This is a genomic window from Nannocystis pusilla, assembly GCF_026626665.1.
Taxonomy (GTDB): Bacteria; Myxococcota_A; Polyangia; order Nannocystales; family Nannocystaceae; genus Nannocystis; species Nannocystis pusilla.
Genome location: NZ_JAPNKE010000002.1, coordinates 2,007,772 through 2,029,695, shown reverse-complemented (window position 1 = coordinate 2,029,695; position 21,924 = coordinate 2,007,772). Strand labels below are relative to the sequence as shown.

At 72.4% G+C, this 21,924-nt stretch carries 18 protein-coding genes and 1 pseudogene; 11 read left to right on the top strand and 8 right to left on the bottom strand.

Features of this window, described 5'->3' with window-relative positions; translation table 11 throughout:
- Positions 1 to 3: 3 nt before the first annotated feature.
- From OV079_RS08955 to OV079_RS08945, 3 genes are all read left to right on the top strand, one after another.
- Complete coding sequence (locus tag OV079_RS08955; protein ID WP_267767459.1) at positions 4 to 216, top strand: hypothetical protein; 213 nt, start codon at positions 4 to 6, stop codon at positions 214 to 216.
- A 453-nt stretch (positions 217 to 669) separates the two neighbouring features.
- Positions 670 to 2,118 (top strand): Vgb family protein, encoded by a 1,449-nt coding sequence (locus tag OV079_RS08950; RefSeq protein WP_267767456.1) that lies wholly within the window; start codon positions 670 to 672, stop codon positions 2,116 to 2,118.
- Positions 2,119 to 2,291: 173 nt separating this feature from the next.
- Positions 2,292 to 3,797 carry an NHL repeat-containing protein gene (locus tag OV079_RS08945; RefSeq protein ID WP_267767454.1) on the top strand — a complete coding sequence of 502 codons (1,506 nt, stop codon included), beginning with the start codon at positions 2,292 to 2,294 and terminating at the stop codon, positions 3,795 to 3,797.
- A 118-nt stretch (positions 3,798 to 3,915) separates the two neighbouring features.
- On the opposite strand, the gene OV079_RS08940 is transcribed toward OV079_RS08945, so the two are convergent.
- The 3 genes from OV079_RS08940 to OV079_RS08930 form a co-directional block, all read right to left on the bottom strand.
- Positions 3,916 to 5,322, bottom strand: coding sequence for a hypothetical protein (locus OV079_RS08940; protein WP_267767451.1), 1,407 nt, complete (start codon positions 5,320 to 5,322; stop codon positions 3,916 to 3,918).
- 176 nt (positions 5,323 to 5,498) lie between these two features.
- The gene (locus OV079_RS08935) at positions 5,499 to 8,087 is read right to left on the bottom strand and encodes a hypothetical protein (protein ID WP_267767448.1); all 2,589 of its coding nucleotides are present in this window, start codon (positions 8,085 to 8,087) and stop codon (positions 5,499 to 5,501) included.
- A gap of 140 nt (positions 8,088 to 8,227) precedes the next feature.
- Positions 8,228 to 9,046 (bottom strand): TIGR02452 family protein, encoded by an 819-nt coding sequence (locus OV079_RS08930; protein ID WP_267767447.1) that lies wholly within the window; start codon positions 9,044 to 9,046, stop codon positions 8,228 to 8,230.
- Between the two features lie 110 nt (positions 9,047 to 9,156).
- On the opposite strand from OV079_RS08930, the gene OV079_RS08925 reads away from it, so the two are divergent.
- From OV079_RS08925 to OV079_RS08905, 5 genes and pseudogenes are all read left to right on the top strand, one after another.
- Positions 9,157 to 10,011 (top strand): peptidylprolyl isomerase, encoded by an 855-nt coding sequence (locus tag OV079_RS08925; protein WP_267767446.1) that lies wholly within the window; start codon positions 9,157 to 9,159, stop codon positions 10,009 to 10,011.
- Positions 10,008 to 10,457, top strand: coding sequence for a hypothetical protein (locus tag OV079_RS08920; RefSeq protein ID WP_267767445.1), 450 nt, complete (start codon positions 10,008 to 10,010; stop codon positions 10,455 to 10,457). The genes OV079_RS08925 and OV079_RS08920 overlap by 4 nt, the downstream gene beginning before the upstream one ends.
- Complete coding sequence (locus OV079_RS08915; RefSeq protein ID WP_267767443.1) at positions 10,421 to 11,050, top strand: HupE/UreJ family protein; 630 nt, start codon at positions 10,421 to 10,423, stop codon at positions 11,048 to 11,050. Before OV079_RS08920 ends, OV079_RS08915 begins: the two co-directional genes overlap by 37 nt.
- Positions 11,047 to 12,075 (top strand): annotated as a pseudogene (locus tag OV079_RS08910) (DUF3604 domain-containing protein); the annotation flags it as partial. The gene OV079_RS08915 and the pseudogene OV079_RS08910, both read left to right, overlap by 4 nt.
- Positions 12,076 to 12,116: 41 nt before the next feature.
- A complete protein-coding gene (locus OV079_RS08905; RefSeq protein ID WP_267778487.1) occupies positions 12,117 to 13,004 on the top strand; it encodes a DUF3604 domain-containing protein in 888 nt (295 codons plus the stop codon).
- Positions 13,005 to 13,322: 318 nt separating this feature from the next.
- On the opposite strand, the gene OV079_RS08900 is transcribed toward OV079_RS08905, so the two are convergent.
- From OV079_RS08900 to OV079_RS08885, 4 genes are all read right to left on the bottom strand, one after another.
- Positions 13,323 to 14,171 (bottom strand): hypothetical protein, encoded by an 849-nt coding sequence (locus OV079_RS08900; protein WP_267767441.1) that lies wholly within the window; start codon positions 14,169 to 14,171, stop codon positions 13,323 to 13,325.
- 22 nt (positions 14,172 to 14,193) lie between these two features.
- The gene (locus OV079_RS08895; RefSeq protein WP_267767439.1) at positions 14,194 to 14,409 is read right to left on the bottom strand and encodes a hypothetical protein; all 216 of its coding nucleotides are present in this window, start codon (positions 14,407 to 14,409) and stop codon (positions 14,194 to 14,196) included.
- 167 nt (positions 14,410 to 14,576) lie between these two features.
- Positions 14,577 to 16,220: a DUF4215 domain-containing protein gene (locus OV079_RS08890; protein ID WP_267767438.1), complete on the bottom strand. Its 1,644-nt coding sequence runs from the start codon at positions 16,218 to 16,220 to the stop codon at positions 14,577 to 14,579.
- A gap of 162 nt (positions 16,221 to 16,382) precedes the next feature.
- Positions 16,383 to 16,934 carry a ferritin family protein gene (locus OV079_RS08885; RefSeq protein WP_267767436.1) on the bottom strand — a complete coding sequence of 184 codons (552 nt, stop codon included), beginning with the start codon at positions 16,932 to 16,934 and terminating at the stop codon, positions 16,383 to 16,385.
- 62 nt (positions 16,935 to 16,996) lie between these two features.
- On the opposite strand from OV079_RS08885, the gene OV079_RS08880 reads away from it, so the two are divergent.
- From OV079_RS08880 to OV079_RS08870, 3 genes are read left to right on the top strand one after another with little or no spacing between them, the layout of a single operon-like run.
- Positions 16,997 to 17,899, top strand: a complete 903-nt coding sequence (locus tag OV079_RS08880) for a LysR family transcriptional regulator (protein ID WP_267767434.1) — start codon at positions 16,997 to 16,999, stop codon at positions 17,897 to 17,899.
- A 54-nt stretch (positions 17,900 to 17,953) separates the two neighbouring features.
- Positions 17,954 to 19,429 carry a flavin-containing monooxygenase gene (locus OV079_RS08875; protein ID WP_267767432.1) on the top strand — a complete coding sequence of 492 codons (1,476 nt, stop codon included), beginning with the start codon at positions 17,954 to 17,956 and terminating at the stop codon, positions 19,427 to 19,429.
- Between the two features lie 40 nt (positions 19,430 to 19,469).
- Positions 19,470 to 19,889 (top strand): VOC family protein, encoded by a 420-nt coding sequence (locus OV079_RS08870; protein ID WP_267767431.1) that lies wholly within the window; start codon positions 19,470 to 19,472, stop codon positions 19,887 to 19,889.
- Positions 19,890 to 20,069: 180 nt separating this feature from the next.
- Here OV079_RS08870 and OV079_RS08865 read toward each other — a convergent pair whose 3' ends face one another.
- Complete coding sequence (locus OV079_RS08865; protein WP_267767429.1) at positions 20,070 to 21,896, bottom strand: DUF2330 domain-containing protein; 1,827 nt, start codon at positions 21,894 to 21,896, stop codon at positions 20,070 to 20,072.
- Between the last annotated feature and the right edge of the window lie 28 nt (positions 21,897 to 21,924).

Sequence of the window (21,924 nt, the reverse complement as noted above, 5' to 3'; positions counted from 1 at the left end):
GTCGTGCTCGTCTGCTCCGTGGTCGCGGTGCTCGTGCTCGTGCTCGTGCTCGTCGCCTCGGTCGTCGTCGTCGTCGACGGCTCGCCGGTGGTGCTCGTGCTCGTCGGCGGGGCTGCTGTCGTCGGCGTCTCGCTGGCGGTTTCGCTGGCGCCCTCGCTGCCCTCGCCCCGGGCCCGCCGCTCTCGCTCTCGCTCGCGGCCGTGCTCGTGCTCGTGAGCCCCTGCCCGGTCACGCCGGTGATGCCGGGCCCCGCCGACGCGTCGGCGGTCGTATCGCCCGCGCTCCCGTTGCAGGCGGGGAGCAGCGCGGCGGCCAACAAGACGTAAGTCGTTCGCATGGCGGCACCATACCCTCCCGCCGGGCCCGCGCGTCGGCCCTGGAACGGCGGCCCGCAGGCCGGGGCGCCCCTCCGCGCAACCGCGGCACACGGCGCGCGCGACATCGCCGCGCGCGCTGGCAATGTCCGATCGGACATGTCGCATTCGCCAGGTGATGCCTCGCGGTCTCCCCGATCCGCGAGCGGGCTCGACCCTCGCGCTTGCAGACCGGCCCACCCGGGTTATGACCTCTGCCGAGCGCCTCGAGGCACGCGTGGATCCACACGACCCGCGCGCGAAAACCCCCGGGACAGCGCTTGCGGCGCGTTACCGAACCACCGATGGTATTTTCATGTCTCTTCCGTCTCGTTCGCACGTCCTCGGCGCCCTCGTGTCCCTCGCGCTCCTCGGCTGCGGCGACGACAAAGCCGGCACTGCGAGCGCGACCATGGGGACCACCACCGTCACCACCGCCCCGCCGCCGACCACCGGCGGCGGCACGCTGCAGCCGAACACGACGGACGGCAGCGCCAGCGGCGACGCCACCATGACGGGCACCACCACGACCACCGTCGGGGTCACCAGCACCGGCGTGCCCACCAGCACCGGCAGCACCACCGAGCAGGTCAAGTTCGACCTCGGCGTCCAGCCTGACGGGGGCAGCAGCGGCTGCAGCGGCAACGGCGGCGGCGGCGGCAAGCCCGAGTTCAGCTTCATATGGATCGCCAACTCGGTCGAGGGCACCGTCAGCAAGATCGACACCTTCACCGGCGTCGAGGTCGGCCGCTACGTCACCGGTCCGGACACCTCCGGCCTCGGCGACGCCAACAACGGCCCCAGCCGCACCTCCGTCAACCTCTACGGCGACGCCGCGGTCGCCAACCGCAACGGCGGCGTCACCAAGATCGCCGCGCGCCTCGAGGACTGCCCCGACACCAACGGCAACGGCGTCGCCGATACCTCGACCGGCCCGCTCGACGTCAAGGCGTGGGGCCAGGACGAGTGCGTCCTGTGGCACCACCCCACGCCGACCAACCCGCTCGCGTATCAGGAGGGCCCGCGCCCGCTCGCGTGGGTCGGCGAGATCCAGCCCGACAAGTGCCCGGCCAAGGACCCGCCGCTGTGGTTCGGCTATTACAAGCAGGGCCAGAACCTCGGCGCCTTCGAGCGGCTCGACGGCGCCACCGGTCAGACCCTCGACATGGTCGACGTCCCGTGGAGCGGCAACGCCTGGGGCCCCTACGGCGGCGCCGTCAACAAGGACGGCGACTTCTTCGTCACCGGCTGGTCGTCGGGCCCCGCGATCCGGATCGCCCACGACACGCTCGCAGTCACCGTCTTCGTCAACAACGGCTTCCCCTCCTATTACGGCATGGCGCTCGACGCCAAGGGCGAGCTATGGGTCGCCGGCTGCGACAGCAACATCTACCACCTCGATCCGGCCTCGCAGATCTGGACCGTCGTCGGCACCGGTCCCGGCTGCATGCGCGGGATCATGGTCGACAAGCTGGGCCGCGCGTTCATCGCCCACAACGGCTTCCCCGCCGGGATCGTCGTCGTCGACACCACCACCAAGACGATCTTGAACCCCAGCGTCCCGCTGCCCGGCGCGGTCACGCCCGTGGGGATCAGCATCGACGTCGAGGGCTACGTGTGGGTCGTCGACCAGGGCGGGTGGGCCTACAAGGTCGACCCCGAGACCTACCAGGTCGTCCTCCAGGTCATGGGCCTCAACCAGCCCTACACCTACTCGGACATGACCGGCGCCGGCCTCGACCTGGTCGTCAATCCGCAGGGTTGAGGCGCTTTACATGGCTCGGAGGACATGTCCCGGACGCCAGGTCCGGGCCCGCCGGCCCGGGCGCGCAATCGCTCTGTGCGAAATCGACCAGAGAGGATCCACTCATCCGCTGACAGGTTAATCCACGCGGACAACCACCCGAACTACCCCGCGCTTTCTGCATGATGGGAACCATGCAGAAGACAAGCGTTGGCAAGCGGTGGTTGGCGGCGCCCCTGGCGGTGGGGCTCGCGGCGTGCGGTGACTCGGGGACGGCGACCAGCACCGAGACGGCCGGGATGACCCAGGGGTCGACGCTCGACCCGACGATGGGGACCACGGCGACGACGGTGCCGACCAGCACCGACCCGACCAGCTCCACCACCGCTTCGGGCTCGGAGTCCAACGGCGAGACCACGACGACCAGCACGACCTCGCCGACGACCACGACCTCGCCGACCTCGACCGGGCCCGACACGACGACGACCACCCAGGGCGTCACGACGACGACCACCGGCACGACCTCGACGACGACCACCGAGGGCACCACCACCGAGGGCACCACCACCACCGGCACCACCGGCAACCCGGTGTGCGAGCCCGGCGACGGCATGGGCATGGGCCCGGTGGAGAAGAGCTTCATCTGGATCCCCAGCCAGGACCTGAGCGACGTCGCCAAGGTCAACACCCAGACGCTCGTCGAGGTCGCCCGCTACAAGACCGGCCCCGGCGGCAACAGCCCCTCGCGCACCGCCGTCAGCGTCGACGGCCGCTTCGTCGTCGTCAACAACCGCGAGACCGGCAACTCGTCGATGTTCGCCGCCAACCTCGAGGACTGCGTCGACAAGAACGGCAACGGGGTGATCGACACCTCGCAGAACAAGAACGACGTCCGCCCGTGGATGGCCGACGAGTGTCTGCTCTGGCACCACCAGTGGCCGTTCGCCGGCGGCTTCTCCAACGGCCCGCGCGGCGTCACCTGGACGCCCGGCACCTGGGACTACAACCTCTGCCAGTACGTCCAGCCCAAGGTGTGGCTCGGCTACAACGCGCCCGGCGGCGTCGCCCACTTCGTCCGCATCGACGGCGAGACCGGCACCATCGAGGAGACCATCCCGGTCCCCAACTGGAACGGCCAGGGCTACGCCCCCTACGGCGGCGCGCTCGACCCCGAGTTCCGCCCGTGGTTCGGCGGCCTGCGCGGCGAGTTCCTGCGCATCAACACCGACCAGAACCCGATCACGGTGACGCGCTGGACCGCGCCGTTCAACATCCAGTCGTACGGCTTCACCGTCGACGCCGACGGCAACCCGTGGTTCGCCGGCTGCTCCGGCCCGGTCAGCACCTTCGACCCCGACACCGAGCAGTACACCTCGGTCCCCGGCACCAACGCCTGCTTCCGCGGCATCACGGCCGACAAGGACCACGTGTGGGTCGCCTCCAACGGCCCGTGCGCGCTGCTGCAGATCGACCGCCAGACCAAGACGCTGGTCGCCAGCCACAACACCAACCCGTGCTCGACCGCGATCGGCCTCAGCATCGACGCCGAGAAGTTCGTGTGGCTGGTCGACCAGGAGGGCTGGGCCTGGAAGATCGACCCCGACAACGTCCCCGGCATGCAGCAGGTCCAGGTGCCCGGCAGCCACTACGTCTACTCCGACATGACGGGCGGCCAGCTGCAGAGCATCCTGCCGATGTGAGCCCCGCGGGGCCCCGCCCCTGCCGACGCGCCGAAGGGCATGTCCTCGCGGACATGCCCTTTCGCACATTCCCGAACGAGCATGTCCCTGGGGACATGCTCTCGGGTTCACTCGCAGGTCAGGTCGTCGTAGCTCGCCGGGATGGTCGCCACGGCCGCCGTCTTGCCATTGGCGCCCGGGAGGCCGGCCACGCTCGCGCCAGTCGCCGGGACGGTCCCACCGGCCCCGCCCTCGACGCGGCGCATGCCGCTGAACGTGTCGGCCGGCGAGAACACCTTGATCCGGCCGCCGCCGCCGCCGCCGCCCCCCAGGCCCACGTCTGGCCCGGCGTCTCGCCGAGCCCCTGGCCGCCGTTGCCGCCGCGCGCGTCGATCGTGCCGGCTCCGAGCACCGAGTCCGCGGCGACGACGATGCCCCCGCCCGAGCCGCCGCCGCCGCCCGCACGGTAGCCGCACGCGGAGTTGTCGCCCGGCGGCTCCTCGCCGCGCGCGCTCACCGAGCCGTCGACCTGCACCCAGTCGTTCGCCAGCAGCAGCACCGAGCCGCCGCCGCGACCGCCGCGGCCGCCCGCGTTGCTGCAGCCGCTCGAGTTGCCGGCCGCGCCGCCGCCGAAGCCGATCGCCACGTCCTCGCCCATGTCGGTGCCGCCGACGACCCCCACCGCTCCCCCGCAGTGCGAGATGGTCGCCTCGTCGCAGCTGTTGCACGGGTTGTTCATGCCGTACGAGTTGCCCGACGCGCCGCCGACCCCGCCGTAGCCCGCGCCCGAGCCGGCCTGACCGACCGAGCTGCCCGGCCCGCCGCCGCAGCCCTTGCCGGTGCCCTGGCCGCCGAAGCCGCCGACCGTGAGCTGCGCCGACGGGTTGCCGCCGGCCATGCCCGCGCTGTCGGCCACGATCTTGCCGCTCGCGCCGACGAGGATCGTCTGCGACTTCAGCGTCAGCGTGCCGGTGTTCGGGTCGCCGGCGTACTGCGGCACCGTGACCGTGCCGTCGATCTTCACCCACTGCGCGTAACAGTGCTCGCCGCCGAGCTCGATCGACGCGCCCTCCGGCACGTACAGCACGTCGCCGTTCTCGATCGCCTCCTCGTCGCACAGGTCGCCGACCCCGTCGCCGTCGCCGTCGCCCTGGTCGGGGTTCGGATCGCTCGCACAGTTGTCGCAGGCGTCGCCGACCCCGTCCTCGTCGCCGTCATCCTGGTTCGGATTGACGTCGTCGACGCAGTTGTCGCTCGCGTCCGGCACGCCGTCGCCGTCGCCGTCGTCGCCGTCACCGGTCGTCGACGTGCTCGTGTCGGTCCCGGTGGTCGTGTCCGTCGTGGTCGTGTCGGGCCCGGTCGTCGTCGAGGTCGTCGTGTCCGGCCCGGTCGTCGTCGTCGTGTCCGGATCGGTCGTCGACGTCGTCGTCGTGTCCGGCCCGGTCGTCGACGTGCTCGTCGTGTCCGGATCGGTCGTCGACGTCGAGGTCGTCGACGTGGTCGGCGCGTCGGTCGTCGGCCCGTCGGTCGTCGGCCCGGTCGTCATGGTCGTCGTCGACGTCGAGGTCGTCGTCGACGTGTCCGGGAGCCCCTCCGTCCCGGCGCCCGAATCACCACACGCGGCCGCTGCCGCGACAATCCATCCCCACCTGCTCACATTGCGCATCGCAGCAGTGTCACCAAACGCCTCCGTCGCCGCGACGGAGGCGTTTGGTTACGTCCTCAATGGCACTGCCAGTCGATGTCTCCGTCGAACACGTACATCACCCCCGAGTCGCCGAGGTTGATGTAAGCGAGGCTCTCGTCGAACTGGAACAGGAAGCTCGGATCGACGCCCGGGTCGCCGTCCTGCAACCACAGCGGTCCGCCGCCGACGAAGCCCGCCGAGCCGTAGACGATCCTGCGCACGCGCTTGGCTGCGCCCTCGAGCTCGCCGCCGCCGAAGATCTGCTCGGGCACGTCGAAGGCCTCGACGAGCAGCGCCGCCGCGTCCTCGATCGAACCGGGTGCGCGGCCCAGCTCCTCCTCGGTCGTCCACACCAGCGCGCCGTGGCGGTGACGCTCGCCGGTGTCGGGGTCGGGCAAGTAGAGCGACAGCGCTCGCGCGCCCGGATGCTTCGCGGCGAGCTCGGGCAGCTGCGCCAGATCGAGGGTGAGGACGTGCGTCATCGGCTCCTTGCGGTCGACCGGCGGCGTCACGATGCCGCGCGGCGTCCCGCCGATCCGCGCCACCGAGTCAGCCGCCGGCTCGGCCTCGCCGCGGCGCAGGCGGTAGATCCGGATCTTCGCCCCCGGCACGCTCGCCGCCAGCCGCCGCAGCTCCTGCTCCGGCGTCTCGACCGCCTTGCCGAGCCCCTCCTTGACCGCCGCGAACACGGCCGGATCGAGCGCCCGCTCGAGCTCCTTCATGAACGTGTTCTCGGCCGGCGCGTCGCCGATCGCCCGCAGCAGCGGCGCGACGATCTCGGGCCCGAGGGCGCCGAGCCGGTTGCCCAGCGAGCCGTGGCCGATCGCCTGCGGCTTCGCCATCACTGCCCCGAAGACCATGTCCAAAAGTTCAGGCGGCGTATCGGGCCGCAGCACCTTGACCAGGCGGTCCGGCTCGCCGGCGCAGCGCTCGCGGTTGGCGGCGACGATCTTGGCCCACCGCGCGAGCGGCAGCTTGTCGAGGAACGCCAGCACCGGATCGACCTTGCTGCCGCCGTAGTTGAACTGGATCTGATCGAGCTGCACGTGCTCGTCGAGCGCCGGGTCCCAGGTCTCGCCAGCCGCCGACGCCCGCGCCAGGATGTAGAGGATCGCCTCGCCGAACCTCGCCTTGAAGTCGGGCGCGGTGACCTGCTGCTGGGCGCGCGCCAGGTACGGCACGAGCGCCGGCGCGGCGTACCCGAGCAGCCCGGCCTCGGGGGCGTACTGGCTGGCGGCGAGGCGGCCGATCGCCTCCTCGACCAGCGCGGGGTCGAAGTGCACGTCGAGGAACGCGGCCACCTTGCCGAACCAGAACTCCTTGGCCAGCGTCGCGCGCAGGATCGCGTGCGTGCGCGCCGGACCGAGGATCTTCATCGCCCCGCGCAGCCGCGCGATCAGGACCGGCTCGCTCTCGTACACGCGGTCGAGGTCGATGCGCGCGTCCAGCTCCGCCGGGATCGCCTGGCCGGCCGCGTGCGCGCGCTCGATGCCGACGACCGTCAGGATCATCGCCAGGCTCTTCACCCGCTCGTCGTCGCCGCCGGCGTCCTGGATCGCGTCATCCTCCTCGCCGTCGCCCTCGCCCTCGTCGTCGCCGCCGTACTCGTCGAACTCGTCGTAGTCGTCGCCGTCGCCGTCGCCGCCGTACTCGTCGTCATCCTCGTCGTCGTCGCTCGCCGCCTGCGTCGGCTTCTCCGGCCGGATCTGCGGCACCGTGATCTTGAACGGCGCGGTGCCCTCCTCCGCCAGCTTGTTCGCCGCGGCGAACAGGGCCGCCGGCGAGTCGGTGCGCGCGTCGAGCACCTCGAACAGCGAGCTCGGGTTCCAGTAGCCGTCGCCGAACAGGTAGATCACGTCCGACAGCGTGGCCAGGCGCAGCCCGGCCAGGCCGTTGCGGCTGATCTCGCCGGAATGCTCGCGGAACCGCTTCACCCGCGGCAGGATCCACGCCAGCGCCTCCTCGGCCCACGACGAGCCGAACCGCGCCGCCAGCTGCTCGACGTCCTTCGTCGACTGCAGCCGCCACTCGACCAGCTCGCCGCCCTCGATCCACGGGCAGTCCCAGTTGCCCGCCAGCCCGCGCTCGAGGTGCTGCGCCACCAGGTACCGCAAGATCGTCACGCTCGAGTCCGACGGGATCGACTCGCCCGCGCGGGCGCGGACGAAGTCGATCGCCAGCTGCAGGTTCTCCGGCAGCTCGTCGCGCACTGCCTGCACCGCCGCGGGATCGGCCACGTACGCGGCAGTGATCAGATCGTTCACGGAGGTGAGCACCCCCGGCGTGTACGAGGCCCAGTCGCGCGCCTGACCCTTGTCGAGCACGCCCATGTCGGGGGGCAGGCGGCGCAGCACCGCGATGATGTCGGCGGCCGGCACGTCGTGGGTGTGCTCGCCGAGGATCCGGAACATCCCGGCGGAGCTCACGGTCTGCAGCACGAGGCCGTGGCGGACCAGGTGCCACAGCAGCGGCGCGGCCCGGTCGGTGCTCTTCCACAACAAGTTGTTGTGCTTGTAGCCGTTGGGATCGCCGAGCTTGTCGAGCTTCTGGCCGAGCGAGCGCAGCTGCTTCTCGGTGAGTTCTTCGAACGGGGGGATGGTCGACTTGGGGGGAGTCTTCTTCATCGACGCCAGCGATACCAGAACGGCGGTCGGCGCGCAGCCACGGGCGGAGCCGCGTCGACGCGGCAGCGGGCCTGTCCACCGGGGATTCGCGACATCTCGCCCCGCCCGCGCAGATCGTCCCTCGGGCTCCCGAGCCGCGCTCAGCCGAACACGCGCTCGAACGCCTGCAGCGTGGACCTCTCGCGGCTCTTGTCGTAGATGGCGAAGACCACCCGGGCGAACGACTTCGCGTAGGTCGAGCGCAGCAGGTCGGCGAACACCTGCGCCACTTCCTTCGGGTCGTTGCGGAACACCCCGCAGCCCCACGCCCCGAGCACCAGAGTGTGCTGCCCGTGCCGCGCCAGCACCCGCAGCACCCGCTCGGCGCGGCGCCGCAGCGCCTCCGAGACGTCGGCGCGACCGTTCGGCGCGCGGCGCAGGTGCTCGCCGGCGTTGGGCGCCGGCGCGGTCACGATGCCGACGTGGAACGGCCGCTCGAGCAGGTCGAGCCGCTCGTCGCGGAAGAACGGCACCCCCGGCGACCAGATGACGTGATCGGTGTAGAGCACCGACTCGTTGGCGCGGTTGACGTCGTAGTACTCGCGGGCCTCGAGTAGGCAGTGGTAGAGCGCCGAGCAGCGGGCGAGGTCCTCCTCCTGCGCCTTGGCCCCGCCGAGGAACCCGCCGCCGGGGTTGCGCGCCGACGCGAAGTTGAGCGCCGCGACCTCGGCCACGCCCTGCTGCTCGACCAGCTTGCGGGCCGCGCCGCCGGTCGTGTCGGCCCACACCTCGATCTTCGGCGCCTGCCCCGTCCCGGCCGGGATCGGCAGGTCGTCGAAGTCGCCGGGCCGGTACAGCACCGTCCCTTGCTGCGCCGCCGCGACCGCCTGTGCGATCGACACCACCTGTCCCGAAGGACCGGTGTACCTCCCGCGTTCGACGATCGCCACCGTGTCCTTGGCCAAGCCTGCGAGTGACATCCGGCGATGGTACCGGGTCGAGGCCCCGGACGCGCCGCCTCCCGGCGAAGCCCAGGTCCGCGATGCCGGCCCTTGCTCGCGGGGGCGTCGGCGGGGGACAATCCCGCGCATTGACCTGGCGCGCCCTCCTCCGCGAACCGCTCGTCCAATTCCTCCTCGTGGGGCTGGCCCTGTTCGCCCTGCACGCGCGCGTGCGCCCCGACCCCGACCGGGCCATGCGCGTCGATCCGGAGCGCGTCGCCCGGGCCCGCGCCGGGCTCGCCGAGCGGCTCGGGCGCGCCCCTGACGACCGCGAGCTCGCAGCCGCCCTGCGTGACGCGCTCGACGACGAGCGCATGGTCCGCGAGGCAGTGCGCCTCGGCCTCGACCGCGACGACCCCATCGTGCGTCGGCGGCTGATCCAGAAGCTGCGCCTCGCCTACGAGTCGACCGCCGACGTCGACGCCCGCGACGACGCCGCCTTGCTCGCCCTGCGCGACGCCGAACCGGCCCGCTACTCCGCGCCGGCCCGGCTCGCCCTGACCCAGGTCCTCGCCGCGCGCGGGCGCCACCCCGACCCCGAGGCCGCCGCGCGCGAGCTCGTGCGCCGCCTCGAGGGCGGGGCCGATCCTGCCGAGCTCGGCGACCCCGGCCCGCACGCCCGCCGCTTCGGCCTGCGCCCCGCCGGCGACTACGCCGGCATGTTCGGGCCCGAATTCGCGGCTGCGCTTTCGGACATGCCCGAAGGCACATGGTCGATCGTTCAGTCTCAGCTCGGGGCCCACGCGGTCCGCGTCGACGACCGCGCCCCGGCCGAGCTGCTGCCCCTGGCCGCCGCGCGCCCGCGGCTGGCGGCCGACCTGGCCGAGCGCCGCCGCGCCGAGGCCGTCCAGGCCGCCCTCGACGACCTGCGCCGCAGCGACCCCGCCGACCTCGACGCCCTGCCGGCCGACCTCGCCGCCGCGCTCACGGAGCAGGGCCTGTGAGCGCCTCGCCTCACTCGCGCCCCGCCGAGGCCCCGCCGTTGCGGCGCGGCGCGGAGCCTGTCCCTTCGGTCACCTCGCTCGCCCGCCTGGGCACCGCGGCCGCATTGACCTGCGCCGTCCTCCTCTTCGCCGCCCCGACCGCCCGCGCCCACGAGTTCCGCCCCGCGGTGCTCGTCCTCGAGGAGGGCGCCGACGGCCGCGTCGAGGGTCGCCTCGAGCTCCCGCCCGAGCCGGACGCCCGCGAGCTCGTCGTCGAGCTCCCGCCGGGCTGTCGCGCGCTCCCGGCCGCCCCGGGCCGGCTGCGCGCCGACTGCGGCCCGGGCGGCCTGCACGGCGAGCTCCGCGTCACCGGCCTGGAGCGCGGCGAGCTGATCGTCCGCCTGCGCCGCCACGGAGCAGGCCTTCGACCATGGTCCTCCGGCCAGGCCAAACCACGGTCCCGCTGACCCCGGACAGCGGCCCGCCCCCGGGCTACCTCGCCCTCGGCGTCGAGCACATCCTCGGCGGCGCCGATCACCTGCTGTTCGTCGCCGGCCTCACCCTGCTCGTGCGCCCGGCGCTGCGCCTCGCCGGCGCCCTCACGGCCTTCACCGCGGCCCACAGCCTGACCCTCGCGCTCGCGGCCCTCGGCCTGCTCGCGCTGCCGCAGCCGCCGGTGGAGGCCTGCATCGCGGTCTCGCTGATCCTCCTCGCCCGCGCCCTCGCCCGCGACGAGCGGCCCTCGGCCGGCGCCGCCTGGCGCCTCGCCGGCGCCTGCGGCCTGCTCCACGGCCTCGGCTTCGCCGGTGCGCTCGCCGAGATCGGCCTCCCGCCCGGCGCCGCGGTGCCGGCGCTGCTCGCCTTCAACGCCGGCGTCGAGCTCGGCCAGCTGCTCGCCGCCGTCGTCGTCCTCGCCCTCGCCGCCCTCGCCCGCGCCGCCCTCGCGGTCTTGCCCGCCCGCGTCCGCGCCCCGCTGCGCGCCCTCCCGGCCCTCGCCCTCGGCGCCGTCGCCGTCGCCTGGACCCTGGGGCGCGTCCTCGCCTTCTGGAGCCCCGCATGACGCCCCAGCGACCCCTTCGCCGTCCGGAGCGGCGCCTTCTGGAGCCCCGCATGATTCGCCTGCCCCTTCGCACATGTTCTCTGCATCCTGTCGTTTCGGGCATGTCCCTCGTGACATGCCTGATCGGCCCGCTCGCCTGCCGCGCCGAGCCGGAGCCGTTCGTCGACCGCCGCGAGGCGTGCAGCGACCGCAACCCGCAGCGCAACCTCTACTTCGGCGACCTCCACGTCCACACCTCGTACTCGTTCGACGCGTGGATCAACGACGTCCGCACCGACCCGGCCGGCGCCTACGCGTTCGCCCGCGGCGAGGAGGTCGCGGGGCACAGGCTCGCGCGCCCGCTCGACTTCGCGGCGGTCACCGATCACGCCGAGTACCTGGCCGAGGTCGAGGGCTGCACCACCCCCGGCTCGGCCGTCTACGACAGCGCCCGCTGCAAGGACTTCCGCGCCGGCAGCACCGCGGCGCTGGTCAACTTCGGCCTCGGCCTCGACGGCGACGAGGCCGAGCGCTGGGACGACCTGTGCGGCAAGGACGGGCTCGACTGCGACGCGCGGGCCGGCGCGGTGTGGCAGCGCGTGCAGGAGGCCGCCGAGGCCGCCTACGACCGCACCGCCGCCTGCCGCTTCACCAGCTTCGTCGCCTACGAGTGGTCCGGCTCGCGCATGCTGTCGAACCTCCACCGCAACGTCATCTTCCGCTCGAGCCGCGTGCCCGCCCTGCCGGTCACGCACTTCGAGGCGCCCACCGCCGGCGAGCTGTGGCGGCGCCTGCAGGGCGAGTGCCGCGACGGCGTCGCCGGCTGCGACGTGCTGGCGATCCCGCACAACAGCAACTGGTCGAACGGCAACCTGTTCACGCCCGAGCTCCCGGCCGGCGCCGACGAGGCCGAGCTCGCCGAGGTCCGCGCCGACCTCGAGCCGCTGCTCGAGATCTACCAGCACAAGGGCGACTCCGAGTGCTCGCCCGGGGTCGCCGGCCTCGGCCCGCCCGACGAGTTTTGCGAGTTCGAAAGCTGCGCGCGCTGCCGTTCGACGACTGCGGCGACGGCACCGGCAGCCAGGGCATGGTCGGCCGCGGCTGCGTCTCCCGCCTCGATTTCTTGCGCGGGATCCTCCTGGCCGGCCTCGGCGCCGAGCAGCGCCTCGGCGTCAACCCGTTCCGCCTCGGCGTCATCGCCAGCACCGACACGCACAACGGCACGCCCGGCAACGTCGAGGAGGCGACCTACCCCGGTCACTTCGGCGCCCGCGAGATCGACGCGACGGCGCGCCTCACCGGCAACGTCCCCGCCGGCGCGCGCAACGGCCCCGGCGGCCTCGTGGCCGTGTGGGCCGAGGAGAACAGCCGCGAGGCGATCTGGGACGCCCTCCGCCGCCGCGAGGTCTACGGCACCAGCGGCCCGCGCATGGCGGTGCGCGTGTTCGGCGGCTGGGACCTGCCGGGCGACCTGTGCGGCGCCGGTGACTTCGTCGCCGCGGCCGAGCGCGGCGTGCCGATGGGCGCGACCCTGCCCGATCGGACAGGTACTTCGGGGCCGGCCATCGCCGTCAGCGCGCAGATGGACCCGGGCAGCGCCGGCGCCCCCGGCTCGCGGCTCGAGCGGATCCAGGTGATCAAGGGCTGGCAGGACGAAGCCGGCGTGGGCCAGATCGCCGTGGTCGACGTCGCCGGCGGCCCCGACGGCTCGAGCGTCGACGAGGCCACCTGCGCGGCCGACCAGCGCGGCGCGGCGCTCCTGTGCGGCGTCTGGCGCGACCCCGACTTCGACCCCGCGCGCCCCGCCTTCTACTACGTGCGCGTGATCGAGGACCCTGTGTGCCGCTGGAGCTGGCGCGATTGCCTCAGCCTCCCCGAGGACGCCCGGCCGCCCGCGTGCAACGATCCGAACCTGCCGCGCACGCTCCAGGAGCGCGCCTGGACCAGCCCGATCTGGTACTCGCCGGGCGCTTGAGGCGATCGCGCACGCTCCAGGAACGCGCTCTGACCAGCCCGATCTCGCCCGGCGCTTGAAGCGACAGGTCCTTCAAGACATGCCCGATAAGGCATGTCTCCGCGGGCATGGCTGGAAGAACATGCCCCCAGGGACATCCCATTCGACGGCCGGTCGCCCTGCTTCCCGTCGGCTCGACGTCCTCGTCCGGGCGCATGTCCCCGGGGACAGGCGCCTCGACGCCCGCGCGAGCCGCTCTACTTGCCCGCGGTCTCCGGCTTGGCCCCGTTCGGTCGCCTGTCCCGAGAGACAGGCGTCTCGGGGGCCGCGCCGGTCGCTCTACTTGCCCGCGGACTCCGGCTCGGCCTCCTCGCCCTGTTTCCTGTCCCGAGAGACAGGCGTCTCGGCGGCCGCGCCGGTCGCTCTACTTGCCCGCGGTCTCCGGCTTGGCCTTCTCGTTCGGCTTGCCGTGCTTCGCGTTCGCGGCGCCCTTCTCGTCGGCGGCCTTGCCCGGCGGCTCCTTGTCGCCCGGACCCTTGCCCTCCGGCGCGCCCGCGGCGTTCGGCCCCTTGTCGTCCGGCGCATGGCCCTCCGCGGCCTCCTTGCCCTGCGGGCCCTTGTCGTCGGGCCCCTTGCCCTCGGGCCCGCGCGCGTCCGGTCCCTTGTCGTCCGGGCCTCGCTCGCCCGGCCCTTGCCCTCGGCCGGCCCACCGTGCGGCGGCCCGTCGATCTTCGCCTCGGCCGGCCCCTTGCCCTCCGGCGGGCCTTTGCCTTCGGACTTGCCCTTGCCCTTGCCGTGCGCCGCGTGCTCCTCGCGGATCGCCGCCGCCAGGTCGCGCCCGCGCAGGCCGGCGTCGAGCTTGGCCTGCACGAACGCGCCGAAGTTTTCGACGGGGCCGTGGTCGCGGGTCGCCTTGGCCGCCTCGTCGAGCAGCTCGGCGGCGTCGCCGGCCGCCAGCTTCTTCGCCTTGGCCGCCTTCAGCCCGGCCTTGACCTCGCCCTCGCCGACGCCCGACTTGCGCAGCGCCTGGGCCTTGAGCGGCAGCGTGAGCGCGCCGAGGATCCGCTCGTTGGGGGTGCGCCGGTCCTCGGCGCGCTCGCTCGCCTCGCCGGCGGCCGGAGCCGCGTGAGCCGCCAGCGGCGCGGCGGCGAGGCCGATCGCAAATACATGAAAGATCATGGTTCGCACGGGAAACCTCCTCGGTTCGTCGCTACTTCTTTTGCAGGCCGGCCTCGAACTGCTCCGCCATCGCGGGGTCGTCGGCGATCTCGTACATCAGCGTCTCCCACTGTTCGGCGGTCATCTGGTGCGCGCCGAGGATCTTCTCCGCCTCATCGGGCTTTTCGCGGAGCTCCTTGGCGATCGCCACCGCCTGGTCGACCTTGCCGCCGGAGCCGCCGCAGGCGACGACGAGCGCGAGAAACACGGGAACGAGTACGCGTATCATGATCGAGTCCTCGCGCCTGGGACCGCTCCGCTCGCCCGCGTTCCAACGCGTCGACGACATGTCCGCTCGCGCCCGTCCGTGCCGACCTCCTCAACCGGAGCGCGGCGGACAGGCCCGCCGCGCACCGCTGTTCTTCGCCGCTCGCCTCACTGCGGGACGACCACCACGCAGCAGCCCGTCTGGCAGAACTCGCCCTCGGGGCACTCGCTCGTGTCGACGCACGCCGTCACGCCGGCCTCGCAGGTCGGCATCCCGTTGCACTCGGGCGGCAGGTCGTCGACGTCCTGGCCGAAGCACACCTCGCACATCGCCGGCTCGCACTGGTTGGCGCACTGGGGGAAGAACGTGCAGCTGTTGCAGGCGTCGAGGTTGTCGAGGCTGCACTGCGGGTTCGAGTTGAGGTAGACGAACTGGTCGCCGATCTGGCAGCAGCCGAAGCAGTCGCAGCCGTTCGGGATCAGCGGCACGCAGACGTCGAGGCACTGGGTCGGCACCTTCGGCGTGCACATCTTCAGGTTCGGGTCGAAGCCGCAGCCGATGTCGGCCCCGGGGTTCTGCATGTCGCACTTCAGGTTCCACTCGCACTGGTCGTTGCCGACGCCGCTGTCCGCGTCCCAGTAGCAGTCGGACTTGCAGTCGAGGTTCTGCCCGGGCAGGCTGGTCTGGTACGACTTCTCGTCGTCGTCGCACGGCGTCGTGCACTCCGGGTCGGCGAGGTCGATCGCGCCGTCGCCGTCGTCATCGAGGCCGTTGCCGCACTTGTAGAGCTTGGTCCCGCACTTGAGCTCCTCGTGGCACTTCGCGCTGCAGCCGTCGAGGCCGATCGTGTTGCCGTCGTCGCAGGTCTCGTTCGGGCCGTCGAGGCCGTCGCCGCACACGTCGAGCTCGCAGTCGGCGTGGCACGCCTTGTCGTCGCCGTTGTTCGCCCCGTCGTCGCACCCCTCGCCGGGGCCCTTGTCGCCGTCGCCGCACACGTTGCTCTTGCAACCCGCCAGGCAGGCCTGGTTCGGCCCGTTGCTCGCGCCCCCGTCACACTGCTCCACGCCGGCGTGAATCAGCCCGTCGCCGCAACTCGCCGCCTGACACGCGGACGTGCACGCGCCCGCGTCGGAGTTCGCGTTGCCCTCGTCGCACGCCTCGTCCTCCGACACGATCGCGTCGCCGCAGCTCGGGGTCGTGCACGCGTTCGTACACGCGTCGGTGTCGACGGCGTTGCCGTCGTCGCACGCCTCGCCGGCCTGCACGCTGCCGTCGCCGCAGCTCGCAAGGGCGCACTGCGCTGTGCAGGCGTCCCCGTCGTCGAGGTTGCCGTCGTCGCAGCCCTCGCCCGGGCCCTGGTCGCCGTCGCCGCACACGTTGCTCTTGCACGTGCCGAGGCACGCCTTGCCCGAACCGTTGTCGGCGCCCGCGTCGCACTCCTCGCCAGCCTGGACCACCCCGTCGCCGCAGGTCGGCAGCTCGCAGAGGTGATTGCAGGCGTCGTCGGGCACCAGGTTGCCGTCGTCGCACGCCTCGCCCTCGTCGACGACGCCGTCGCCGCAGACCGCCGGGTTCGGCCCGGACGTCGTCGTCCCGTCGGTCGAACCATCGGTGGTCGTCGTGGCGAGACCGGTGGTCGGCGAACTCTCGGTCGCTCCGCCGGTCCCGGCCTCGGTCGCCTCGCCCGTCGTCGGCGCGGGCGAACCGGTGGAGTCGGCGGTGCTGGTCGCGGGAGACGACGTACTCATCGTCTGCGGCCCCGCGGCGGTGGTGTCGGAAGAGGTGCTCTCGGGCCCTCCGCAGGCCAACAAGCACCCACTCAGCGCTATACATACGGACACGATTCGACGGACCATCGCCCTTCTGACAGTCCGTGTCGGCCGATCCACGGCGATCGAGCGAGACGAGCGCGAGCGCAAAGAACATGTCCTCGAGGACAGACACCCGCGAGAGCGAGCTGCGCAGCGCTCGGATCACGCCTCGAGGCCGAGCACCGCGCGTCCGAGTTCGTGAGCAGCGCCGGTCGCCGCGAGGCTCGCAGGCGTCGCCAGCGAGCGGAAGGCTCGCTCATGGAAGCGCTCTTGCGGCAAGATCCTGGCGAACACCTCGCGGACGTCCGGCGGCGCCGCCGCGTCGCCGGCGATGACCTCGATCCGCTCGAGTCGCATCGCCTCCGCGTGCGCCCCGACGGCGCAGCCGGTCTCGAGGTCGGCGACGCCGGGCAGCGTCTGCTTCCAGTAACGGGCCTCGGGCGCGCCGACGAGCGCCGGCGCCAGACCGCGCGCCCGCAACAATTCGCCCACCCACGCGGCGTGGTCGCGCTCTTGCCCGGCGATCACCGTGAGCAGACGGTGAGCGCGGCTGCCCGGCATGGCGTGGGCGTCGCGCAGGTCGAGGATCCGCCGCGCGGCCGTGACCTCGCCGCGGTACTGCGCGAACAACCAGGCGTGGAGGCGCGAGGGGTCGGTCCGGGTCTCGGCCCACCAGACGGCCGAGCTGCGAGGGGCTGAAGCGGCGACGTGCATGCCCGAAGGGTGGCCCCGCGAACTATCGGCGTCGACTAGAATGCGTCGATATGTCATCGGTCGTGCCGATACTCGAGGGCGAGCTGCTGCGCGCGTTCGTGGCCTTCGCCGACGCCCTCAACTTCACCCACGCGGCGAGGATCGTCGGCCTGTCGCAGCCGGCCCTGTTCGAGCGGATCGCCCGCCTCGGCCAGGAGGTGGGCGCGTCGCTGTACGAGCGCGAGGGCCGGCAGCTGCGGCTCACCGAGGCCGGCGTGCGCGTGGCGGCCTTCGCCCGCGAGGAGCTGGCGCGCACACAGACCTTCCTCGCCGAGCTGCGCGGCGAGGCCCGCCGCGAGCGCGTCGTCCTGGCGGCCGGCGAAGGCGCGTACCTCTACTTGCTCGGCCCGAGCTTGCGGGCCTTCACCCGCGAGGAGCCCGACGCGACGCTGTGCCCGCTCACCCGCGGCGGCCCCGATGCCGCCGAGGCGGTGCGCGAGGGCGCGGCCCACCTCGCCGTCGCTGTCGTCGATCTGGTGCCCGAGGAGCTCGTCGCCCGCGATCTCGTGCGCACGCCGCTGTGCGTGGCGATGGCGGCCAGCCACCGCCTGGCCCGGCGCCGCCGCGTGCGCCTGGCCGACCTCGCGGGCGAACGCCTCGTCCTCGCGCCGCAGGGGCAGTCGCACCGCGCCTTCGTCGGCCGCGCGCTGGCCGGCCTGCCGGGCGCCACCGCGCCGCCGATCGAGGCCGACGGCTGGCCGTTGATGCTGCACCTCGCGGGCCTCGGCCTCGGCGTCGCCATCGTCAACGGCGTCTGCGACCTGCCGCGCGGCGCAGTCGCCCGCCCGGTGCCCGAGCTCGGCCACGTGACGTACCGGCTCATGTGGCGCCGCGGCGCCAGCTTGCCGCCCGCGGCGTCGCGGCTGCGCGAACGGCTGGCCGCGCTCGAGGGTCGCCCCGCGTCGCGCGCCGCGAGACCGACGTGAACGTCCCCGCCGGCCCCCAGCCCGGCGCCGCACCACACGCTACACTGCGCCCCGATGTCCGACTCCACCGCCAGCGCTCCCCGCGACGTCGACGTGGTCATCGTCGGCGCCGGCTTCTCCGGCCTGTGCATGGCGATCCAGCTGCGCCGCGTCGGCATCACCGACTTCGTCGTGCTCGAGAAGGCAGGCCGCGTCGGCGGCACGTGGCGCGACAACACGTACCCCGGGGCAGCCTGCGACATCCCCTCGCACCTGTACTCGTTCTCGTTCGAGCAGAACCCGGACTGGACGCGGGCCTTCCCGCTGCAGTCGGAGATCCAGCAATACCTCGAGCGCTGCGCGGACAAGTACGACGTCCGTCGTCACATCCGCTTCGGCGCCGAGGTCGAGCACGCCGCGTTCGACCGCGCCGCCGGGCGCTGGCACGTGCGCACCCGCGGGGGCGAACGCTTCTCCGCCCGCGCCCTGGTGCTCGGCAACGGGGCGCTGCACCTGCCCGCCTACCCCGACCTGCCGGGGCTCGAGACCTTCGCGGGCAAGACGTTCCACTCGGCCCGCTGGGACCACGACTACGATCTGTCCCAAAAGACAGTCGCCGTCATCGGCACCGGCGCGAGCGCGATCCAGTTCGTGCCGCAGATCGCCCCGGTCGTGCGGCGCCTGCACCTGTTCCAGCGCACCCCGGCGTGGATCGTGCCCAAGCCCGACCACGCGATCGGCGAGCTCGCGCGCCGCGTCTACGCGCGCGTGCCAGCGCTGCAGCGGCTGGTGCGGAGCGGCCTCTACTGGCAGCACGAGGCGCGCGCGCTGGCCTTCCTGCGCCCGCGACTGATGCGCCTGGTCGAGCCGCTGGCGCGCCGGCACCTCCAGCAACAGGTCGGCGATCCGCAGCTGCGCGCCCGCCTGGCGCCGGACTACCGCATGGGCTGCAAGCGCGTCCTGATCTCCAACGACTTCTACCCGGCGCTGACGCGGCCCAACGTCGAGCTCGTCACCGACGCGATCGAGCGCGTCGAGCCGACCGGCGTGCGCACGCGGGACGGGGTGCTGCGCGAGGTCGACGCCATCGTCCTCGGCACCGGCTTCCGCGCCACCGACTACCTGTCCGCGATCGAGATCGTCGGCGCCGACGGCCAGGAGCTGAACGAGCGCTGGCGCGGCGCGCCCGAGACGTACCTCGGCATCACGGTGTCGGGCTTCCCGAACCTCTACCTGCTGATGGGCCCGGGCACCGGCCTCGGTCACAACTCGATGATCTTCATGATCGAGGCCCAGGTCCGCTACGCGCTGCAGTGCATCACCACCCTGCGCGACCGCAACCTGCGCGCGCTCGACGTCCGCCCCGAGGTCCAGAGCGCCTTCGCCAGCGAGCTCTACGAGCAGCTCGGGCGCACCGTGTGGTCGTCGGGCTGCAAGAGCTGGTACCAGACGGCCGACGGGCGAGCCGCCGCGTTGTGGCCTGGCTTTACGGTCAGCTACTGGCTGCGCACCCGGCAGCTCGATCTGCGCGACTACCAGCCCGTCGCCTGAGTCGGCGTTGCGCGCGCCGGGTGATCGGCTACGGTGAGGCATGCAGCTCCACCGCGGCCGCCTGATCGATCACATCCACCTCGTCGTCGCAGACCTCCCCGCGGCCAAGCGCTTCTACGCCGCGGTGCTCGGCGCCCTCGGCATCCCGCGCGGCGGCGAGGCCGACGACCACGTGTGGTACGACGAGCTCTTCATCTCCAGCGCCGAGAGCAAGGCCGCCCTGGGCCAGCTGACCGGCCGGGTCCACCTCGCGTTCCAGGCCCCCGACCGCGGCGCGGTCGAGCGCTTCCACACCGCCGGCCTGGCCGCGGGCGGCCGCGACAACGGCACCCCGGGCGAGCGCCCCTACCACCCCGGCTACTTCGCCGCGTTCCTCCTCGACCCCGAGGGCAACAACGTCGAGGCCGTCTTCCACGGCCCCGCCAAGTTCTCCGCCCGCTCGGTCGTCATCGACTTCTGAGATTCTTATAAAATGGGCATGTCGTGAAGGACATGTCCTCGCTCACGTGTCGTGGAGGACATGCCCTTGCGCGCATGTCCCCGGGCCATGCGTCGGCGACCGGCCACGGCCGCCGCCGCGCAGATCGTCCGGACTTCGCTCTCGCCGTCGGCGCTGAGCGGCGGCGGGGCTGCTCGCCGTTCAGCGTCGGCGGCGACCTCTTGCCAGCAGACCCAGCCCCGCGAGCGCGAGCAGGCCCCCGCCCGGCCCGCCGTCGCTGCGGCAGCCGCAGCCGGCGGCGTCGTTCTGCCCGCCGCCGCCGGTGGCAGAGTCGGGCCCGCTGCTGCCCGAGCTGTCGGTGTCCGTATCGCTGGCGCTGGTCGTCGGCGCGCCCTCGGGGAAGCGGGGCCAGCCGTGGGCCAGGTTCCACTCCTCGATCTTCTTGTTGATCGCGGCCGTGTTGTTGACGAGGTGCATCGGCTTGCCCTTGAGGGCGACCTGCTGGACCTCCTCGGCCCACCACATCTCGCCGATGAAGTCCGGCCAGGGCCCGCCGCCCGGCACGAAGATCTCGCGCTCGTCGGGCAGCGTGACCACGCTGTTGCCGTCGCACAGGTTGTACTCGGTGGCCGAGCGGAAGCTCGGCACCTCCGGCAGGTCCGGGTTGATGTGGAAGATCGGGTCCGCGATCATCTCGTTGGGCGAGATGACCGTGTACATGCGCGTCAGGTACGGGTAGGTGTCGATCAGCTCCTGCGCGCGCTCGCCGGGGGCGATGATCCGGCTGTCGAGCGCCTGCGCGAACGCGCTGCCGTCGCCCCACGCCATCGCGTCGATCTGGTCGGCGTAGGCCGGCAGGTTGGCGTAGAACTCCTCCGCCGACAGGCCGTCGGGCACCGGCAGGAAGTCGTTGAGAAGGCTCTCGACCAGCGGGTGGTTGTAGAAGCAGAAGTCGGCGCCGAAGCAGTTGGCCAGGCCCTGATCGTTGAGCGTGCTTACGACCTGTTCGGGCGGCAGACCGACGAACGCCGACTCGTTCCACGACGTGCTGTAGAAGTTGAACGCGAACGGCTGGACCACGCTCGACGGCCCGGCGTACTCGGTCACGAACGCCAGGCCCTCGGCCTCGAGGTCGTCGACCGCCTTGGTGATGACGTCCTTGTAGTTGGCCGCGAATTGCAGCCAGTCGATCTTCAGCGGGTTGACGAGGACGTGGCGGTAGTTGGTCGGCGCCGCGCGGCTATTGCCGAGCACGAACACGCGGATGTCCATGTTCTCGATCGACGCGAACCGCGTCAGCCGCAGCGGGAAGCAGTTCTCGTTCGACGGGTAGCGCAGCACGATCGGGTGCACGTCGCCGCCGTCCGACCCGGCCGCCAGCTTGAGCGCGACGATCACCTGGCCCTCGTCGAGGTACTGCTGCAGCACCATCTCCGAGCCGTCGATCCACTGATAGTCGTTGTCGATCAGCCACTGCTTGATCGGCTCGATCGTCTGATCTTGCAGCACCACGATCTCGAACGCGCCCGCGGTGGTCTTGAACACCACCGGGTCCTCGCCGCCGCTGTCGTTGCCCTCGGTGCCGGTGCCGCCGTCGCCGCTGCTGAGGCCCGGGTCGCCGTTGCTCGCGCTCGAGAGGCCGCCGGAGATGCCGTCCTCGCCGCACACCTCGAAGGTCTGCTGCAGCTGATACGTCGGCACCGACGAGTTCAGCAGCGCGTCGAACAGCGGCTGCGAGCCGACCTCGAACTCCGGGATCTGGGCGATCGGGATCAGCCACGCGAACTTCTGCGCGTTGGTGTTGGGGTCGATGCTGATCTGGATGTGGACCTCGACCTCGTTCTGATTGAGGACGAAGAGCACGTTCTCGCCGTCCTGATTGACGGGCATCGAGTTCGGCAGGCCGCCGTCGCAGAACACGCCGCCGCACGCCTCGGCCGCCTGCGGCGTCGCCCAAGTCCCGACCGCGCCGAGGACCACACACGCGCCGAGGATCCGGCTCCAACAATTCCAATTAAGGCTTCGCATTACGGACACTCCCGCTCGCCAGGTTCGC

Excerpts from the sequence above, each read along its gene's own strand:
- OV079_RS08950 (WP_267767456.1), top strand. The coding sequence starts at position 670 with ATGTCTCTTCCGTCTCGTTCGCACGTCCTCGGCGCCCTCGTGTCCCTC.
- OV079_RS08865 (WP_267767429.1), bottom strand. The coding sequence starts at position 21,896 with ATGCGAAGCCTTAATTGGAATTGTTGGAGCCGGATCCTCGGCGCGTGT.
- OV079_RS08930 (WP_267767447.1), bottom strand. The coding sequence starts at position 9,046 with ATGTCACTCGCAGGCTTGGCCAAGGACACGGTGGCGATCGTCGAACGC.
- OV079_RS08905 (WP_267778487.1), top strand. The coding sequence starts at position 12,117 with ATGGTCGGCCGCGGCTGCGTCTCCCGCCTCGATTTCTTGCGCGGGATC.
- OV079_RS08935 (WP_267767448.1), bottom strand. The coding sequence starts at position 8,087 with ATGAAGAAGACTCCCCCCAAGTCGACCATCCCCCCGTTCGAAGAACTC.
- OV079_RS08870 (WP_267767431.1), top strand. The coding sequence starts at position 19,470 with ATGCAGCTCCACCGCGGCCGCCTGATCGATCACATCCACCTCGTCGTC.
- OV079_RS08915 (WP_267767443.1), top strand. The coding sequence starts at position 10,421 with ATGGTCCTCCGGCCAGGCCAAACCACGGTCCCGCTGACCCCGGACAGC.
- OV079_RS08940 (WP_267767451.1), bottom strand. The coding sequence starts at position 5,322 with ATGACGACCGGGCCGACGACCGACGGGCCGACGACCGACGCGCCGACC.
- OV079_RS08885 (WP_267767436.1), bottom strand. The coding sequence starts at position 16,934 with ATGCACGTCGCCGCTTCAGCCCCTCGCAGCTCGGCCGTCTGGTGGGCC.
- OV079_RS08945 (WP_267767454.1), top strand. The coding sequence starts at position 2,292 with ATGCAGAAGACAAGCGTTGGCAAGCGGTGGTTGGCGGCGCCCCTGGCG.
- OV079_RS08875 (WP_267767432.1), top strand. The coding sequence starts at position 17,954 with ATGTCCGACTCCACCGCCAGCGCTCCCCGCGACGTCGACGTGGTCATC.